Here is an 18,628-nt window from a genome sequence, read left to right on the forward strand (position 1 = left end):
TCTTTATGTACTCTGTCATGTAGGTTTAGTTAGATGATAGTAAGGATGCAGGTACGTGGTATTTTTGGATCACTTATCCAATTCAATACAGAAGGATTGGAATTTGCTATGACGGCTCTATTTGCTGTTATTTTCATTGAAAAGTGGTTGAAAGAGGAAAAACATTATAGTTCTCTAATAGGGATTGGGATGTCAATTGTCTGCCTTATTATTTTTGGTGAAAACAATTTCATTATCCCTGCAATGATTGCAATTTTAGGGCTACTTACTTAACTAGAAAGTTATTAGAGAAAGAAGAGGTTCAAACGATATGACAATGCATTTAACCGAGGAAATTATTACGATTACGATGGTTGTTTTAGGTACTATGCTGACAAGGTTTTTTCCATTTATTGTTTTTGCATCAGGTAAAGCTACACCGAAGTATGTACAGTATTTAGGTAAAGCTCTACCTTCAGCAATAATTGGACTTCTGGTCATTTATTGTTTTAAAAATGTGAGTTTACTTTCTGGAAGTCATGGAATCCCTGAATTTATTGCAGTGGCTGTAGTTGCAATGCTTCACATTTGGAGGAGAAACATGCTCCTCTCTATAGCGGGGGGAACAATTATCTATATGATTTTGGTTCAAATGTTTTTTAATCAATTTTATTGAACCTTATGACCAAGATTAAGTGGTGCAAGGGCTATAATGCGATGATCCCCGTCAGCATAATTGCAAAAGTTTTATTTCTCATGTCAGTCTTCCTCTCTTGTGTTTGATAGATAATCTTGAATTACCTCGATAATCGAAGTGGCAATGCGATATTGAAAATCTTCTTTCAACAGTTTTTGCTCCTCCATCGGATTCGTTACATACCCTACTTCAAGCAGTACTGCCGGCATTTCCGTGTCTTTGACAACGAAAAAATCCTCCTTTTTCACCCCTCTATCGTGAAATCCGGTCGCTTCTATCACGTGCCTTTTGTATGCTCTCAGCAAACGGAAAAGATTCGGGACGATAAAAGTACGTTTCTGTACCCGAAACAGTGGAATCTGTATACGTATTCCCATGGATGGAAAGAAACAAATCTGCGCCCATCTGATTGGCAAATTCCGGTCTCTTTCGATCAATCGAGGATAAAAAGCTGTCATCGCTTCTGGTCAAGTACACCTTCATGCGCGAATCTTGCTCCGATAACTCCTTTACCTTTCGTGCCAGTTGCAGAGTAAAGTCCTTTTCAGCTTGACCACTGACGCTCTTTGCGCCATGATCTTTTCCACCGTGCCCCGGGTCAATGACAATCTTGTAGACTGGTGTATTGGCATAGCTTTTGTTTACATAACTGTCGCTTGCATCGCTGTTGTTTAGGTTGCTGTATAATAACCCAACGCTATGCCCCTTCCGTATAAAAAGTCCTACCGCGTTTACTTATGTTCTTGCATAGAAAAAAGCCCATTTGTTGCGGAAAAGCCACCTCATGTAAGGAGCTAATGTCAAACAAATGAGCTAATCAGGAATTTAGGTTACATTTTTACTTTGAGAAAATAACATCTCTTTTGGGTTATTTCAAATCATATACTAAGCGTACTTACACTGTCGCATGCTCAACTTCCGCATACCATTGTGCTTGCGACCGGAACATCTCTGCATACTCCCCATTTCTTTGCATCAGCTCCTCATGATTGCCTTCTTCAACGAGTTTGCCGTCCTTAAGAACCAAAATCCGATCAACATTTTTACAGCTTCCAAGCCTGTGAGTGATGAAAATAGCGGTTTTATTATCTGTAATCTCAATAAATTTTTCTAGAAGCTGTGCTTCAGCAATCGGATCTAATGCAGCTGTTGGCTCATCGAGAATAATAACCTCGGCTGGCTTAAACAATGCTCTGCTCAAAGCAATTTTTTGCCACTGGCCTCCTGAAATATCTTGTCCTCCAGCAAAGGATGTACCCAATTCAGTCTCGTAGCCTTTTGACAGTTGATTAATGACTTCATCGGCGCCTGTTTGATTGGTTGCACTCTTTAACCGCTCTTGATTATTAATATGTTGCACATCAGCTATCCCAATATTTTCTTTAACTGTTAGGTTATAGGTTACGAAATCTTGGAAAATAGCACTAATAATGTGTCTCATAGATACATGCTTAATATTGTGCTGATCATAATAAACATTGCCTCCAGATACTTTGTAGAGTCCGACTAAACATTTGATTAACGTACTCTTACCCGCACCATTTTTACCTACAATAGCAATCTTTTCGCCTTTATTAATCTGAAACGAAATATTATGTAACGCTGGTTTTGTACGATTAGGAAAAGTAAAAGTCAGATTCTCGACCCGGATCCTTTCCTTTAGAGAAAATGTATGATCAATCGCCAGCTCCTGCTCTTCCTCTTCTAGTTCCATAAAATCAAAGAAATCCTTAATATAAAGAGTTTCGTTATATAGCTGCCCTAAATTATAGGCAATGAATTGAATAAGTGATATGGCTGAGCTAATGGCCTGTGATATTGATACATAGTCACCAATGGTTAGTTTCCCTTGACTTCCGAACCAAAGGAGCACAGCTATAAAAGCTGTTTCTGCTAAGCTATTTATCCCGCCTTTCCCAAGTTCAGCCGAAACACTTTTTTTACGAAGCCGGTAAACTGAATCCTCATATTTCCAATAGGTATTTCCCCATTTTTCTTGTAAGTATTTTGTATGACCAAAAATACGTAATTCCTTAGCCGTATCACGTTCAATTAACAGGCGATACAAATAGAAAATTAAACGATTGGTGCTTGTGAACTCCCGAGCTTGCGTATATTGCTTTTTACCAAGCCAGGTAGTGATGATAATCGGCGGAAGTACCAGCAATAAAATACAGGCAAATAGAATCCAATGTAGCTGAACTAGAATATACAAATAGCCTATTAAGGTTATTACATTTTTTACGACATCTAATACAGAGAAGCTCATTTTAAGACCTCGAGCTCCTATACCAGCCGAGGCTCTATGTAGGTAATTATAATTTTCTGGATTTTCAAAGAAAAGTAGTGGCAGCTTAGAGGATTTTTCAATGATCAGCTTGTCAAAATAATAGCTTACCCTTTGAGACATGCGTAATCGTATCAAATCATCAAGATTATTTATTAAAAGCCCAACAACAACTAGCCCCATCTGTAAAACTAGAAGAAACACTCCTTCTGTAAGGTCGGCGTTCTTATTAATGATATCCATCGTCGTATTGACCAATGTTTTGGTTAGATAGATTTGTAGAAGAGGGATGACTGCTTTAATGATAGCCATTGAAATCGTTGCGATCATTAAAAGGGAGGTACACTTCCATATTAAAGGAAAGACCTTTTTCGTACACTGCAATGAAAATAAAATGCCCCAATCCTTTTTCTCAGAACGCGATGAAGACATACAGTCACCTCTTTCCTATTACATTATGGAAATGAAAGCTCCCTATCAAGAATGATAGGGAGTCTCCACTATAGGTTATTATCTAGCAACAACCTGCGTAATAACTTTGATCCCAATAGCAATCTGTTGTACTACCGCTTTTGCAACGTACGTAAACATGTCTCCATTTATTTGTTTTGTTACCGCATTTTACTGAATCGCATGTGTAATTATCATTGCAGCTTCCAATTGCACTCCATCCTGAAGGGCATCCCATATCTAATACCTCCTTTAAATTTACACCTCATAGAATTCCATCATCGTTTCGTTCCGTGTAAAGCTGGTATGTACATCCCTTTTTTATTACAGGAAATCGAATATTAGGAAAACATATCTATCGGTGAAAGCATTCATTTTTCCTAAAATTCTAAAATAGAGGGATTACTTCCTATCAACCAGCTTTACTTTGCTACTTAGCAGCAACCTGCGTAGTAACTTTGATCCCAATAACAATCTGTTGTGCTCCCTTTTTGGCAACGTACGTAAACATGTCTCCATTTATTTGTTTTGTTACCGCATTTTACTGAGTCGCACGTGTAATTATCATTGCAACTTCCAATTGCAGTCCAATCATTTGAAGGGCATCCCATATCTTTCACCTCCTTTCAAATTTTCTATGCCTCAATCTCGTTACTACTTAGCAGCAGCCTGATTTGTATCTAGTATCATAGTGGCATTCTGTTGTACTACCTTTTTGGCAACGTACGTATATTTCTCTATAGTTAGTTTCTGGTTTAGTACCACATTTTACTGATTCGCATTTGTAATCATCATTGCAACTTCCAATTGCAATCCATCCTGCAGGGCATCCCATATCTTTCACCTCCTTCCTATATATCTATTCCTCACAGAATACGCTTACATAGCTTTCAGCCATTAATTCATTATCAATATAAAGCCGGTATGTATACACCCCTTCTTCCACTACAGGAAATCGAATATTTACACGTATGTCGATCCCTGGAACCATCCCTTCTTTTCTAAAATTTTTGAGTGGGGGAAGTTCTTCATGACAAACCAATCGATTCTCTTGATCCAAAACTTGAATAGATGGTTGCAGTGGCGGTGTATCCTCCTCAAAAAACACTTTCACAAGTACATCTGTGATAACGGCCGCTGGGAGTATTGGAACTGTAATAGCGTTTAGTACTTTTTCAACAGAGTGCATTTTTTCATACTCATGAAAATGGACCTTCTCAGCAATAATCATTTGTATTTTGAATGTGTCAAGCATAGTTTGCATCAGCTTATTAATTCCTCCTTTTCTGTCATAACAAACCGTACGTACTCGTACGAATCCGAAAAATGAAATATCTTATGATGTCTTTGCACAAGTACAGGATTATTGTGTAGCAGAGGTGTAAACCAAGAAAACGAACTACTGTTTACAACAAGATGATTTTTCCATAATTTCGCTTTGATAGTAATAAGCCAATCCGGAGCAGAAAAAAATACGATAATTTTTTTATTTTCACCTTGAGCCAGCAAATGATCTATGCTCTTAAAATTAGGAGAAGCATAGTCCACAAGGATTATAGTAGAAAAGCTTGTCCCTAGCTGCTTTTGTAATGTGTGGATCAATCTCACTTCATGAACGAGGCGTTTCTTTGCTAACCAGAACCTAATGGCGATCATGAGTAGCACAATAATCCCGCTAAAAATGATAAGGACGTTTATCATCGGTCATAAGCTCCCTTACTTGTTTAGCTTCGCTCCAAATATCATAGGCGATTACAAAACAGACGATCATAGCTCCAGAGACTATCGATTCATCTAATGAAAAGATACGGGTGGGGAGAAACAATTTCCCTATCAACAAGGCAATCAGAATAAGATTTCGAATAATCGGATATTTATTCAAGGAATCCACCTTACCAAAGCACCCACAATCAGCCGCTTCACTAATCTTACGTTTTCTTTTAATAAACAGGATAAAGGAAGACAGCATAAGAATAACCAAAATTTCTTTCCATATGTATGCGATACCAATTACGAAAAGTAAGAAAATAGAAATTTCGGATATCAGCAAAAGACAGGCTGAAATAGCTGTAAGCTGATAAGGGATTATTTGATAAGAGTGTATTTGTAACCTTAGATCATGAAAATGATAAACCTTCATGTAAAAGGATAGAAAAAAGACTACAGCTATTATCATGTCTATAACATAGGACAACACGGTCATACTCCAACCTTCCTATCATGTAATAAGTTGAAATAAACTATCTGTATCAGTTGAATGTACTCCTTTGATAACCTTTCCGTTTTTATCAATAAAGTACGAAAAAGGTGTAAACGGTATCCGTAAATCATCATAGCTGCCAGCATACGATAGAATTGGAAAATGAAATTCATGATATTTTGCTATCTCATCATTGTCTTCTGGTGTACCATCGCTTACAAGTATAAAATGATCTGTATATCCTTTGAGAAACGCTGGAATTTGAGGTAATAAATCGATACAAAGAATGCAGCTCAAAGAGATAAAACAAAATACACAGTTCGCCGAAGAATCATACTCCATTCCCAGCTTCTCAATAGGAAAATCTTCTCCTACACGGAAAGGTACAATCTCTCCACTACTGCTTTCATTGCCACTGCTTTTCTTCTTAGTAAATAAATCTTTAAAATTTATACGACTCACAAAAGTTCCCCTCCTATGACAATATCCGACGTAATGGTTCCATTAATTTGTTAAACCAATATAAGTCGGAGCACCCATTTGTAGAAAGAACTTGTCCAAGCTTGTTGATCGCATAACCCCTTGGCATGAAATAAACATTTAGCTTTCGCGTAATCAATTCTTTTGGAACCAAGTAAATGTGTTCAATGCGATCCGTGAAGGCCGCCTTCATTAATTCAAAATTTTCCGGACTGGTATGAAGTAACACAGCAATATTGATTCCAGGATTCTCCTGAGTAAATTCATCCAAGGCTTCCATCGAAGCTAAGCAGGATTCACAATCCGTGCTATAACACATCAACAGCAGGTAATCTGAAACAAGATCATACAGTTTTAGCTCTTTCGCTTGGTCTTCATAAATCTTAACATTCGGGATATAATCCCCGACTTTTAGCATTTCAAGTTTTTTATCCTTATAAAATTTTCTGTGGGCTGGTGTTTCTACGACACTCACAATATTCCTCCTTTTATTATGTATGGATCAGATTCGTATATAGGAAAATTAAATTGGATATATTTTCCTCTTATGTATTTATATTACATTGAATATAAATAAATGTAAACTATTTTTCTCATTTTACTACTTTATTTTTCTTTATGTATATACATTCCTTAATTTAGATAAGGGAAACTCTGCTTTTTTCAAAACAAAAATAAAAAAAGAGAAGCCTCTTTTCACTCCGTTCTATCAAACAGAATGCCTACAAAGCCTCTCTTTTTATGATTTTTATTCAAGACCCTATATCTCTAATCCCACCTTCGCATCCTGTGACTTCGGTAGTACCTTCCCCTCAGTCAGATAATTCATAACCGCAGAAATAAAGAGCTTGCCAGCCACAAGCATAGAGCGTTCATCTACGTCAAACATTGGGTGGTGATGTGGATAAGTCGCCTGAATTTCTGGGTTTCGTCCTCCTACATAAAAGAATGTACCAGGTATTTTTTGGAGATAATAAGCAAAATCCTCCGCACCCATTCGAGCCTCTAGTATCTCTGTATGATCATCACCTACTAAAAGCTTGGCAAGCTGATGAATACGCTCTGTCTCTGTCTCATCGTTACATAAGGCTGGATAGCCCCGTTCATAGTCGATTGTGAACATTGCCCCCGACCCTTCACAGGTCGTTTTGGTAATTTGTTCAAGTGAAGTTTCAATCTTTTGGCGAACATTTTCATCAAAGGTACGTACCGTTCCTGATAAAGTAACACTTTGCGGGATGACATTAAACGCTTTCCCCGCGTGAAAGCTACCCACTGTTAACACGGCCGCTTGAAGAGGATCAATCCGTCTACTAACAATTTGCTGTAGGTTTAATACCAGTTGGCTTCCAATCACTAGCGGATCAATCGCTTTATGTGGATACGCGCCATGCCCTCCCTTACCCGTTATCTCCATATAAAATGAATCTGCCGCTGCTAATATATAACCCGATTTTACTCCAACAACTCCTACAGGCTGATCTGATGAGACGTGGGCACCGTAAATAACATCTACACCATCAAGGCATCCCGCTTCAATCATGGAAACCGCACCACCCGGCAATAATTCTTCTGCAAACTGGTGAATAAAAATTACCGTCCCGGGTAACTCGTCACGATACTCACTCAAAACCTTCGCAACACCAAGTAAACCCGCTGTGTGAATATCATGACCGCATGCATGCATCACCCCATGTACTCGTGATTTATATATCACTTCCTTTTCATCCTGAATGGGTAGAGCGTCAAAATCAGCACGCAAAGCAACTGTTTTTCCTGGCTTTCCACCTTTTAGAACTCCAAGTACCCCATTGCCACCTACTCCCGTTTTTACCTCAAGTCCAATTTGGCGTAAATAATCGGCTATTTTTATAGGCGTATTCACTTCTTGGAAGGAAAGCTCCGGATACATGTGTAAATCTCGGCGAAATTTAACTAATTCAGGATAAAGCTGTTCCAAGCGTTCTAGCATTGGCTGTATCATAAAAACTGACCTCCTTTGGAAATTGAGAAAACTAATGCTCACAGAAGTATTTTAGCCAACGGATTCCCGCTTCGGCACATTATGTCTATTCCTGCTTTTGTATAACTATACGTTTTGTATCATGAACAATCAACCGAAAATTCAGTCTTTTAAAACCAAAGAAAGATCGATGCCTTGACTAAAGGGCTACCGATCCTCTTCTTTACATCATTCAAGCTGCTGCCAATTTGCTGGATACGTAACATATAAAAACTTTGCATAGGCTGGTACGGAGAATTGAATGCTCGTATTCCGTGGAATGAGAATAATATCACCTGCATGTCCGATAATACGACGACCATTTATTACAATTTCTAGGGTTCCTTCTATGATATAATCAATTTCATCATATTTTAAAGTCCAATCAAATGTCGTTTCTTTCATTTCCATCAATCCACAGCCAAGCCGAGGGCTCTCCTGTAAATCTAACGCATCTTTTAAATATACGCGATCGCCTGCTTTTCCCGTATCAAAAGGCTCTAATTTCAACGAGTTCAATTTAACAGACATTACACCGCTTGGATCAATCTTCTTATCTATCTTATCAGGTGATTGGTTAAGCTGCGTAAGCTTTTCCAAAACAATTTTACGAATTAACGCTTCAAGAGATGCTGGATCAAGTTGCATTTATTTTACCTCACTTTCCGCAGTTAGCTTTGATTTGGAAGCAATCAGAATAGCTACTAGCACTGCGGTGATTCCACCCACTAGTTTCCCTACGATCATTGGAAAAATAAGATCTTTTTCTATACCAGCCGTAAATCCTAAATGATCTCCAAAGGTAAAAGAAGCACTAACTGCAAAGGCGATATTTATGATCTTTCCCCTTGAATCCATTTCTTTTAGCATGCCAAACATCGGTATGTTGTTGGCTAAAGATGCTACTAGTCCTGCGGCCGCTTTATCATTCATACCAAGTAATGAGCCTAGCTTAAGTAATGGTTTTTGGAAAACTTTCGTAATGACATATACCATGGGAAATGCACCCGCAAGTACGATAGCAATAGAACCTACGATTTCAATGCCATCCCAAATACGAGTCATCCCAGGAATAATAACCACTCCTGTTAAGGTCTCAATAATGATAGCCGCTAGTGCCAGCGTAATAATAATAACGACTCCTTTGCCAAAAACACTAAAGCCCTTTATCATCCCATTCGGGACCAGCCATAGCCCAACTCCAATAATTAATGCTACTAGTATGATAGGAACTAAATTACGCAAAATCATTCCAATATCATAGCCAGCAACCAATCCACCTACTAAGCAACCAATCGGAATGGTCATGATTCCAGCTAGCACCCCGGTAGCGAGGTATTTACGATCCTCTCTTTCAATAATGCCAAGTGCAACAGGAATGGTAAATACAATAGTTGGGCCAAGCATGGAGCCAAGAATAATACCGGCAAAGCGTCCTGCTTCTGGGTTGCTAGCCATCTGCATTGCTAGCGGATATCCTCCCATGTCATTAGCGAGCAAGGTGGTGGCAAACATGGCTGGATCAGCACCTAATGCCGTATAGAGTGGCACAACGATCGGCTTTAACAACGTCGCTAATACAGGTGCCAGCGAAATAACACCCACCATGGCAAGTGTGAGCGATCCCATCGCCATAATTCCTTCCTCGAATTTATCTCCTAAATTAAATTTATTATCCAAGCATTTATCAATTGCCCCCAAGACCATGAAGATTACCATTATGTAAATGATAATTTCATTAATACTCATACACTGTCCTCCTTACCCGAGTCTCTTAGCTCATAGCTATCAATAATACCAACGATCGTCGCATCAATTGGTGCTTTAACTTGATCAAAAGCCGCTCTTGCCGAACCGCCCTTCGTTACCAATACCAAATCACCAATACCAGAGCCTGCACCATCTGCAGCTACAAAGGTCTTAGCTGGTTCACCACCAAAAATTTCGGTGGGAGAGACAATCATCAGTTTCAGACTATCTAATTTTGCATCTTTTCTTGTGGCCCAAACGTTACCAATGACTTTTCCGATAATCATACAGGTTTGCCCTCCTGCTTTGTTTTCTTGACAGTAAGCTGATTCATACGTACAAAATCCTTAGCCAGTGGAGTTAAGATGGCATTGGGTAAAATGGTAAACGATTGAGCCCCTAATAAGCACAGCTTTTTTAATATGGATTCAGATATGACCCTCTGTTCGATATGCCATACTTTTTCTGCGGCATCTGCTAAATTACTTGCCTCATTCACATGTAAATCATGCTTTCGCTCACAATTTGAATCCAAGTGTTCAGAGGACCTTTGGCATATGGACTGCGTTAGGGGTCTTTCCAGATGGCGCTGTTCCTGACCTAGCAGATGAATGTCTGCTTTTTTGATCAAAGTCACTCCATAGGAAACAAGCTTCTGCTCGTACGATTGATACAGATCATATAAATGAGCTGGAGCTGTACGGTGGAATTGCCGATGCTCAAGACCTTCTTGTAACAGGTACACCTTTTTCCCTTGAAGTAATGCTTGGGTAATAAGATTCTTTGAAGATATGAGCCCCAATGCTAGTGAAGCTAACGCGCAGCAATGTAATCCAGTTATCAAAATGAAGGCAAAGGATTGAACGTTACATTCCAAGAGGTCATCAGGCCACTTTTGTGAGCAGGTTACATCATTGATTACAATAGAATGAACGTCAAATTTCTTATTGAGGACCGACTTTATGGCAAGCCATTCGCTTTCATGTGTAGAGATAACGATTATTTTTTGCTTGTTCTCTAAAGAAAGCGTGTCCAATCGAGATATAACCTCATTAGTAACGGCTTCTATTAGCTGCTGTATCTCCAAACCGGTCACTTCCTAACAAGTCTAGCAACTGTCCCTTTTTGATACCCGCAAGCGTTCGCTTCATCATAATCGAGATGCATAAACGTACGAAAATGTGGACTTACTCGAATGGTTACTTCTTGAAAGATAACCGGTCTCGTTCCAAGGACTTCCACACACACATTTTGCTTATCCGAAAGACCAAACCATTGAGCATCCTCAGCTGACATATGAATATGGCGTTTCGCAATGATTGCCGCTTTGACCGGAACTGATGCAAGCTGGGTAGCCAACGTAACTTCTGCACTTTCTGCTAAATTCCCAGATTCACGAAGAGGCGGTCTAATTCCCAGGGCAACTGCATCCGTTAAGGAAACCTCCACCTGTGTGTTTTGCCTTTCCGGCCCCAGAACAGCCACATTCTTAATCGTTCCTTTTGGGCCAATCAAATCAACCCGTTCCACGCAGCTAAATTGCCCTGGTTGGGATAATTCCTTAGCTTTCGTAAGTTGGTATCCCTCTCCAAATAAGATATCAATGATCTTGCGAGATAAATGCACATGCCTTCCTGAAGCTTCAACGGGAATAAACAGTTTTTGCTTAATTCCAGCCACTACTTTTTCCGCAATTTGATCAACCTGATCTTGTATCAACTCCACACCTCTTTTCAGTCATATGCTTGTTTATGTAAAGAGGGCATACTATCCGCTATTTCGCCTTCAGAAAACCATTTTTATCAAAAGAAAGCTTGTAAGGGATAGTATGTTCCTGTATTTAGACTGGTTGTTGCTTGGACTTAGGAAGAATGCTATCCACCTCAGTGTGAGGGCGTGGAATAACGTGTACAGAAATCAGTTCGCCAATTCGTTCTGCCGCCGCTGCACCAGCATCGGTTGCCGCTTTTACTGCCCCGACATCCCCACGTACCATTACGGTTACCAAGCCGCCGCCTACCTGCTCTTTACCAACCAGCTCAACATTAGCTGCTTTCACCATGGCATCTGCTGCTTCAATCGCGCTCACAAGTCCTTTTGTCTCAATCATACCTAACGCATTTGTACTTGCCATTTCAATTCCTCCGTTTTTCATGTCATCTATTTACAACAAAATCCTAAGAGATGCAGTTGCTCTGCTTCAATTCGAGTAGGACTTTTTGGATAATGGAATTCACTAAATCATCATGAACTCCAAACCCTCCCCGCGTGTTACAAGCCACTTGGTGTGGACGTAGTGCCTCTAGTTCCCTCACCCCATAAGCAATGCGTCGAATATTAATTAAGTTCATAGGTCCTACGTTATCTGAAGTAGAATTGTTACCCACTGCTCCACAGCCCAATGTTAAAGCAGGTACTAAATTGGTTGTTCCCCCGATTCCACCTAATGCTGCTGGTGTATTTACTAAAAAGCGAGATACAGGCTGACGTAGACCAAAGTAACGAATAACCTTCTCATCCTGTGCATGAATAATACAAGTATGGCCTGCTCCCTCATGTAGCAAAATTTCTTCACATAAATCACATGCTTTCTCCATACTTTCGGCTGTGTAGAATCCTAAAATAGGAGCCAGTTTTTCCCGTGAGAAAGCTACTTTATAGCCCACCTCTGTTTCCTCTGCAATTAAAAGTCTTGCGTTAGCGGGAACTGTGATCTTAGCTAAATTGGCAATATGTTGTACACTCTTCCCTACGATTTGCGGATTCATTGAACCATTTTCTCGCATAATCAATCGTCCAACTTTTTCCTTTTCATCTGGGGTTAGAAAATAAGCTCCCTGCTTTTTAAATTCTGCTATTACCTTCTCTTTCATGCATCTTTCCACGACGACTGACTGTTCGGAAGCACAAATTGTTCCATTATCAAAGGTTGAGCTATCAAAAATACGCTTGACTGCATTCTGCAAATCAGCAGATTTATCAATGAAAGCAGGCCCATTCCCCGATCCGACACCGATTGCCGGCGTTCCCGAACTGTAGGCTGCTTTTACCATTGCTGAGCCGCCTGTTGCTAAAATCAGCTGAACATCTTTGTGTTTCATCAATTCGTTGGTTCCTTGAATGGTAGGCATCTCCATACAAGTCACAATATCTTCAGGACCACTTGCTGAGGCAATTGCTTCCCTTATGATCTTTATCGTTTCCAAAATACATTTTTTCGCATTTGGATGAGGGGAAAAAATAATGGAATTACCGGCTTTCATGGAAATAAGGGATTTATATAAGACAGTAGAGGTTGGATTCGTCGATGGGATTAATCCAGCGATTACTCCTACTGGCACTCCTACCTCGATGACTTTTTTCACTGTATCCTCGTTTAAAATCCCAATCGTTTTTAGTTCCTTAATATGCTCATAAACGACCTGACTGCCAAACAGGTTTTTGATTACCTTATCCTCCCAGATGCCAAAGCCAGTCTCTTCTACCGCTAGCTTTGCCAATCGTTCGGCATGTGCGACACCAGCATTTGCCACTGCTTTAACAATGGTATCAATCTGCTCCTGGGACATTTTACTTAAAGTCCTTTGAGCCGTATTCGATCTCTTTATCAGATTTCTTACTTCTTGTACGGAAAGTAAGTCTTTATCAGAAAGCATCATGTAGTTACCCCTTCTTTATGCATTTTGGTAATCTCCTGAACAAGCTGAGCTTTTTTGGCTTGTCTCACTTGCCTATTGTTAATCGTCACGATTCCTAATCGTTTCGCTTCCTCTCTTAGCTCACCAACTGTCATTTTCTCTAGCTGCTCTGCCTGACTTTCAGGTAGTGGAATGGTGGCGTTATCCGAGTTAGTCAACGGTGGCGATGCTGTATCCGCAAGAGCCTCCCCTTGATCGGGTAGCAATTCAATATCAAGGTCTTGTAGCTCTTCGGTTGTTTTTGATTTGCCCGATTCTCCAAGCTCCTTCGTCTGTGAAGGTGTTTGGAGAATTTGTGTAGGTAGCTTGCGGTCTCTTGGTTGGAATGGTAAGCTATTCGGCTGTTCCACCATTCGATATAAGTTATCATCTGGATTTGAGATCACATGCTTAGAAATTAGTGTGCCAACTCTATTCACTGCTTCTGCCCCTGCTTCCACAGCAGCAGTAATCGCTGACACATCTCCTGTAATTTTTACGGTAACAAAGCCATTTTTTATTTTCTCCAACCCAATCAAGGTAACATTAGCTGCCTTCATGGCCGCATCCGCTGCTTCTATAGACGCCAACAGCCCTTTTACCTCAATGAGTCCTAAAGCATTTTTTCTCATAGGATCACCTTATTACTTAATAACTTTGTGGATTTTCTGCAACGTATTGGACGGCATCGGCAAATGCATCACATGCTGCCTTACAAGCGGATTGACTTCCTGTTAGCAATGCACCACCGAAGTTGGTCTCCGAGGGTGGACCGTAGAATGTCGCCAGCTTAACATCGGCTGCTTTCAAGGCAGCATCAAGGGCATACATTGCTTCTAAAGGAGGTGCAATCAGGTAGGCAATAGCTTCTGCATCCTCTAAATTTGCCATCTTGGACAAATATGTTCCTGGTCGAGAAACACAATGAGCAAAGTAAGCGATAGAATCATCATCATTAGCACTGACAAAATGAGCTCCATTATGAATGAAGTCGACCGCTGTATGTAAGCCACTTCGAATTTCTGCTGGATTTGGACCAGCCAATATTCCTATTACTTCTCCCGCCAGCTTCGAATTGGCATTGGCAGCTCCTGCATACATTGATTTGGCATATACGACATCAACGGCTGCCTCCTTTGTCGCTTCATCCAAAGCAGTATAGGTTACATCGTCGCTGTCAGCCGTTATAATCCCTAAGCTTTTTTGGTTGGGTTGTAGCTGAAATGCTTTTACCATATCGGGAGCTACATTTGGGATGATTTTTACACTCAACACATTCGCCCGAAGTGCATCATTCTTCATTTAAAAATTCCCTCCTAAGGACAATGGGGAGTTTATAGTTTTAAATCGATTCCGCTCGCTTTTTTCTCCAGCATAGTCTTAATCAGCTCTGCAATATGGGCACCCGCTTCTACAGGGGGTGTTCCGCCCTTATGGATATTGGAGATAACTGTGCGGCGTGCTTCTGGCATATTAATCGTTGCCTTGTAAGCGATATAAGCACTCATCGACTCTGCTGTGACCAGACCTGGACGCTCACCGATTAATACACAGGTTACGTCTGCTCCAAGTATCTCGGAGATTTGATCCATAGCGCCAACACGGCCTAATTTCACAAAAAATGGTGTTCCCACCTGAATTTTATACCCCTCTAATCCTTGTATGATCGCTGGCAAAATATCCTTTGCATTCGCTTCTACCGCAGCAGAGCTTAGCCCATCAGACACATAGATTTGAACTTGGGGCTGCTTCTGACAGTTTTCCTTAATCTTTTGCAAGCCCTCTTCAGATATTTTTCGTCCCAAATCCGGTCTGGTTAAATATTCATCCTTATCCTTACAAAGAGTCTGTACGCTAAAGAGATTCATCTCTTGTAAGAACTGTTCATCTACATGTGAAAACACAGCGTCCTGTGCCGCAGCATGGTCCGCCCGAAAGCGAAGCGTGGTTTCTGTCTTATACCGAGGACCTGCACGCCAAATTCCCAGACGGGCGGGGGTGCGTTCTTTCATTTTTAAATAACCTTTTGCATCTACTGGATCAGGCACTAACAATTGGCTTTTTAGATCAATTTTCGTAATATCATCAATAGCTCCATCGGAAGGCATCTGCGGTTGGACAACCCATCCACCACCGACATTAGATTCAGGTCGAGGCTTGGCGGATTTAATTTCAATTTTTCCCTCCGTTCTCACTGCCCCTTCATTGGAGGTTAATTCCAATAAAACCTGTTCTACTACTTTTCTGATGTCATTTTCTTGAAGCATGCTCTAGCCTCCATTCCTTACGCTAGGAAAACAGATGCATCCCCAGCACGTTTTGTTAGCTTACCATTCTCGATGAATCCCATTTTTTCCATCCATTTTTCAAATTCAGATATCGGCCTTAAATGAAGTAGTTCACGAAGAGTTGCTGTTTCATGATAACCAGTTGTTTGATAGTTCAGCATCACATCGTCTCCATGGGGAATACCCATGAAATAGTTACAGCCAGCCGTGGATAAAAGAACCGCCAAATTCTCGATATCGTTTTGATCCGCTTTCATATGGTTCGTATAGCAAGCATCACAGCCCATGGAAATACCGGTTAATTTCCCCATGAAATGATCTTCCAAACCTGCGCGAATGACCTGCTTACTGTTGTACAGATACTCAGGTCCAATGAATCCCACTACGGTATTTACCAGAAACGGGTCGTACTTCTTAGCAAAACCATAGCAACGTGCTTCCAGCGTTACCTGATCCACACCATGATGAGCCTCAGAAGATAGCTCAGAGCCTTGTCCTGTCTCAAAATACATGACATTTGGGCCGGTTGCCGTTCCGTCTCTGTGTGCCAATTGACGTGCCTCTTCAATCATGTCCCCTGAAATTCCGAAGGCTTCATTTCCTTTTTGAGTACCAGCAATACTTTGGAAAATAAGATCGGCTGGAGCTCCCTTGCGGATTGCCTCCATCTGGGTAGTCACATGGGCTAACACACAGTTTTGCGTAGGAATTGACCATTTTTGCTTGAAATCTTCAAATCTCTTCAATACCCGACTTACGCTTTCCACGGAATCATCTACGGGATTTAATCCAATAACAGCATCACCAATGCCAAAGGTAAGCCCCTCCATTAAGGAAGCTGTAATTCCGTCTGGATCATCTGTGGGATGGTTGGGCTGCAATCGAGCTGACAGTGTGCCCTCATAGCCAATTGTGGTATTACAGTGGGCTTGAATACGGATTTTTTTTGCTCCATAAATAAGGTCCAAATTCGACATAAGCTTCGTGACCGCGGCAACCATTTCACTGGTTAGCCCCCTGCTAATTCTTTTGATATTTTCCTCTGTTGTATTTTCATCAAGAATCCATTCACGTAGCTCAGAGACTGTCCAGTTCTTTATTTCGTTATAAATTTTTTCGTTGACCCCATCTTGAATGATCCGTGTCACTTCATCTTCTTCATAAGGAATAGCTGGATTATTCCGCAGGTCAGCCATTGTAAATTCACTCAGCACAATTTTAGCTGCTACCCTCTCTTCTGAGTTTTCCGCCGCGAGGACAGCCAATTTATCTCCTGATTTTTCTTCGTTTGCTTTTGCCATGACGTCCATCACATTTTTAAATTGATATGCATTGCCAAAAAGGGTTGTTTTAAGTTTCAACGCCGTCACCTCATAACTGTTAGGAATGAAATACTAGAGTTTTAATGATTACAGGTAGCACACGGCCGTTTGCCAGTGGTTTTCCTATATCGATGTAATCGCCGTTTTCTAAGCGGATGCTATCAATGCATACAACCTCTTTCGAAAATTGCAGTTGCCTATGCATCGTCTGACCTAACACTTTGGCAAAATCCATTTCAACAATGACCACCAAGGGCAAATCTGCTTTTATTAACGCCTCCATACCACCGATTAAAGCTTTGGCAAGCTCCTGAATTTCTGTAAAGCTTGGGCTTTTTTTCCCATGAATAGCAATGGCGACAGGCTGCCATTCGTTTTCTAATATGAACCAACGTAATTTTTCCTGTAGGACATTTTGTAAATGAGCAAAGCCTTGTGATTCATCCTCTTCTGTTAGCTTTAAAATAGGCAGATTTTTCATAGGAAAGTTTTCCTCTGTGTATGTAATCGTGCTCCCACTTATCTCGGTTGTATGCGTCCCTGCTCCAACGACAGTTGCCCGGATCGTCTCTGCAGCTTGCACCAATTTCAATTTTTCGCAAAGAGATGACTGGCGAATCGCTTGTCCTAGCAAAATTCCTATATCCCCGTAAGCTAGTACATCATCAGCTTGTGGATGATAGACATAATCTGCCACTCCGCCAGAGAAAGAAATGTATTGCGGGTGAATCCGATCATCAATTCCATGATGGGTTACAATGGTTGAATAAAATGGGGTACGCTGTGTCAGATTGACGGACTGCTCCAGCAGGCTCACCATTTCCATTACTACTTTTCGCAACTGTTCGATATCAGCTATATCCCCCTCTTTTACCTGTAAATTCCTCTCGTTGATAAGCTGCTTGATTTTATCAGCAATGTAGGTAATTTTACGTGTAGAGGGTTCGATTTTTATGAGCCTGCCTCCAATATCCAAACATCCTGTATTCACCAATTCCCCGTCGTTAAATACAGCTAAATTGGTTGTGCCACCACCAATATCTAAATTGACAACACTAGCCCCCTTCTCTTCTGATACCTTGTCTATTCCAGCTCCCTTTGCCGAAATAATGGATTCAAGATCAGGACCGGCCGTTGCCACAACAAAATCTCCGGCAAAACCACTCAAACTCTGCAATACATCCCTTGCATTTTGCTTTCGAGCAGTCTCGCCAGTGATAATGACAGCACCTGTTTGCACGTCACTAGGCCGAACATGTGCCTGTTGATACTCTTTTTCTACAATCCTGCGAACCGCGTCACTATCAATCTCGGTCTGGGAAAGTAACGGAGTAAAATGAATGTCGCTTCGATAGATAATCTCTTTATCCACGATCGTAATGCGCGGAACTCCAAAAGCAGATGCTGTATTTTCGATGCCAATCTTGCTAAATACGAGTTGTGTGGTTGATGTACCAATGTCTATTCCGACACTAAGCACTTCCTCTTTCATTCTGT

22 protein-coding genes and 1 pseudogene are annotated in these 18,628 nt (G+C 40.7%); 2 read left to right on the plus strand and 21 right to left on the minus strand.

Annotation, left to right across the window (positions count from 1 at the left end):
- Nucleotides 1–51 precede the first annotated feature (51 nt).
- Nucleotides 52–314 (plus strand): annotated as a pseudogene (locus BRLA_RS12225) (branched-chain amino acid transporter AzlC); the annotation flags it as partial.
- The gene (locus BRLA_RS12230; protein WP_003336363.1) at nt 311–655 is read left to right on the plus strand and encodes a branched-chain amino acid transporter permease; all 345 of its coding nucleotides are present in this window, start codon (nt 311–313) and stop codon (nt 653–655) included. The pseudogene BRLA_RS12225 and the gene BRLA_RS12230, both read left to right, overlap by 4 nt.
- Nucleotides 656–738: 83 nt before the next feature.
- Here the strand turns inward: BRLA_RS12230 and BRLA_RS24685 are convergent, their stop codons facing one another.
- The 21 genes from BRLA_RS24685 to eutA form a co-directional block, all read right to left on the minus strand.
- Nucleotides 739–924 carry an N-acetylmuramoyl-L-alanine amidase family protein gene (locus BRLA_RS24685; RefSeq protein ID WP_238547445.1) on the minus strand — a complete coding sequence of 62 codons (186 nt, stop codon included), beginning with the start codon at nt 922–924 and terminating at the stop codon, nt 739–741.
- A gap of 4 nt (nt 925–928) precedes the next feature.
- Nucleotides 929–1,390 carry an N-acetylmuramoyl-L-alanine amidase family protein gene (locus BRLA_RS24690; protein WP_338012095.1) on the minus strand — a complete coding sequence of 154 codons (462 nt, stop codon included), beginning with the start codon at nt 1,388–1,390 and terminating at the stop codon, nt 929–931.
- A gap of 181 nt (nt 1,391–1,571) precedes the next feature.
- Nucleotides 1,572–3,395, minus strand: a complete 1,824-nt coding sequence (locus BRLA_RS12240) for an ABC transporter ATP-binding protein (RefSeq protein WP_003336361.1) — start codon at nt 3,393–3,395, stop codon at nt 1,572–1,574.
- 877 nt (nt 3,396–4,272) lie between these two features.
- Nucleotides 4,273–4,677: a hypothetical protein gene (locus BRLA_RS12245; protein WP_003336358.1), complete on the minus strand. Its 405-nt coding sequence runs from the start codon at nt 4,675–4,677 to the stop codon at nt 4,273–4,275.
- Nucleotides 4,677–5,114, minus strand: a complete 438-nt coding sequence (locus BRLA_RS12250; protein WP_041752178.1) for a hypothetical protein — start codon at nt 5,112–5,114, stop codon at nt 4,677–4,679. The genes BRLA_RS12245 and BRLA_RS12250 overlap by 1 nt, the downstream gene beginning before the upstream one ends.
- Complete coding sequence (locus BRLA_RS12255; RefSeq protein ID WP_041752180.1) at nt 5,089–5,616, minus strand: MauE/DoxX family redox-associated membrane protein; 528 nt, start codon at nt 5,614–5,616, stop codon at nt 5,089–5,091. The genes BRLA_RS12250 and BRLA_RS12255 overlap by 26 nt, the downstream gene beginning before the upstream one ends.
- 15 nt (nt 5,617–5,631) lie before the next feature.
- Nucleotides 5,632–6,075 carry a TlpA family protein disulfide reductase gene (locus BRLA_RS12260; RefSeq protein ID WP_003336355.1) on the minus strand — a complete coding sequence of 148 codons (444 nt, stop codon included), beginning with the start codon at nt 6,073–6,075 and terminating at the stop codon, nt 5,632–5,634.
- Nucleotides 6,076–6,088: 13 nt separating this feature from the next.
- Nucleotides 6,089–6,568 (minus strand): TlpA family protein disulfide reductase, encoded by a 480-nt coding sequence (locus BRLA_RS12265; protein WP_003336354.1) that lies wholly within the window; start codon nt 6,566–6,568, stop codon nt 6,089–6,091.
- A 285-nt stretch (nt 6,569–6,853) separates the two neighbouring features.
- Complete coding sequence (locus BRLA_RS12270) at nt 6,854–8,077, minus strand: M20 metallopeptidase family protein (protein ID WP_003336352.1); 1,224 nt, start codon at nt 8,075–8,077, stop codon at nt 6,854–6,856.
- Nucleotides 8,078–8,284: 207 nt separating this feature from the next.
- Nucleotides 8,285–8,743 carry a cupin domain-containing protein gene (locus tag BRLA_RS12275; RefSeq protein ID WP_003336351.1) on the minus strand — a complete coding sequence of 153 codons (459 nt, stop codon included), beginning with the start codon at nt 8,741–8,743 and terminating at the stop codon, nt 8,285–8,287.
- Complete coding sequence (eutH, locus tag BRLA_RS12280; protein WP_003336350.1) at nt 8,744–9,844, minus strand: ethanolamine utilization protein EutH; 1,101 nt, start codon at nt 9,842–9,844, stop codon at nt 8,744–8,746. It abuts the gene before it with no gap.
- Nucleotides 9,841–10,131 (minus strand): EutN/CcmL family microcompartment protein, encoded by a 291-nt coding sequence (locus tag BRLA_RS12285; protein ID WP_003336349.1) that lies wholly within the window; start codon nt 10,129–10,131, stop codon nt 9,841–9,843. Before BRLA_RS12285 ends, eutH begins: the two co-directional genes overlap by 4 nt.
- Nucleotides 10,128–10,931, minus strand: coding sequence for a hypothetical protein (locus tag BRLA_RS12290; protein ID WP_003336348.1), 804 nt, complete (start codon nt 10,929–10,931; stop codon nt 10,128–10,130). Before BRLA_RS12290 ends, BRLA_RS12285 begins: the two co-directional genes overlap by 4 nt.
- A 5-nt stretch (nt 10,932–10,936) precedes the next feature.
- The gene (pduL, locus tag BRLA_RS12295; protein WP_003336347.1) at nt 10,937–11,563 is read right to left on the minus strand and encodes a phosphate propanoyltransferase; all 627 of its coding nucleotides are present in this window, start codon (nt 11,561–11,563) and stop codon (nt 10,937–10,939) included.
- Nucleotides 11,564–11,684: 121 nt separating this feature from the next.
- Nucleotides 11,685–11,978, minus strand: a complete 294-nt coding sequence (gene eutM, locus BRLA_RS12300) for an ethanolamine utilization microcompartment protein EutM (protein WP_003336346.1) — start codon at nt 11,976–11,978, stop codon at nt 11,685–11,687.
- A gap of 43 nt (nt 11,979–12,021) precedes the next feature.
- Nucleotides 12,022–13,503 (minus strand): acetaldehyde dehydrogenase (acetylating), encoded by a 1,482-nt coding sequence (locus BRLA_RS12305; protein WP_003336345.1) that lies wholly within the window; start codon nt 13,501–13,503, stop codon nt 12,022–12,024.
- Complete coding sequence (locus BRLA_RS24975; protein ID WP_003336344.1) at nt 13,500–14,153, minus strand: BMC domain-containing protein; 654 nt, start codon at nt 14,151–14,153, stop codon at nt 13,500–13,502. Before BRLA_RS24975 ends, BRLA_RS12305 begins: the two co-directional genes overlap by 4 nt.
- A gap of 16 nt (nt 14,154–14,169) precedes the next feature.
- The gene (eutL, locus tag BRLA_RS12315) at nt 14,170–14,823 is read right to left on the minus strand and encodes an ethanolamine utilization microcompartment protein EutL (protein ID WP_003336343.1); all 654 of its coding nucleotides are present in this window, start codon (nt 14,821–14,823) and stop codon (nt 14,170–14,172) included.
- 32 nt (nt 14,824–14,855) lie between these two features.
- The gene (gene eutC / locus BRLA_RS12320; protein ID WP_238547475.1) at nt 14,856–15,629 is read right to left on the minus strand and encodes an ethanolamine ammonia-lyase subunit EutC; all 774 of its coding nucleotides are present in this window, start codon (nt 15,627–15,629) and stop codon (nt 14,856–14,858) included.
- A gap of 176 nt (nt 15,630–15,805) precedes the next feature.
- On the minus strand, nt 15,806–17,170 hold the full coding sequence (locus BRLA_RS12325) for an ethanolamine ammonia-lyase subunit EutB (protein ID WP_003336341.1): 1,365 nt from the start codon (nt 17,168–17,170) through the stop codon (nt 15,806–15,808).
- 19 nt (nt 17,171–17,189) lie between these two features.
- Entirely contained in the window at nt 17,190–18,623 is a 1,434-nt protein-coding gene (eutA, locus tag BRLA_RS12330) for an ethanolamine ammonia-lyase reactivating factor EutA (RefSeq protein ID WP_003336340.1), read from the minus strand.
- Nucleotides 18,624–18,628: the final 5 nt, after the last annotated feature.

This window comes from Brevibacillus laterosporus LMG 15441 (genome assembly GCF_000219535.2).
GTDB classification, from domain to species: domain Bacteria; phylum Bacillota; class Bacilli; order Brevibacillales; family Brevibacillaceae; genus Brevibacillus_B; species Brevibacillus_B halotolerans.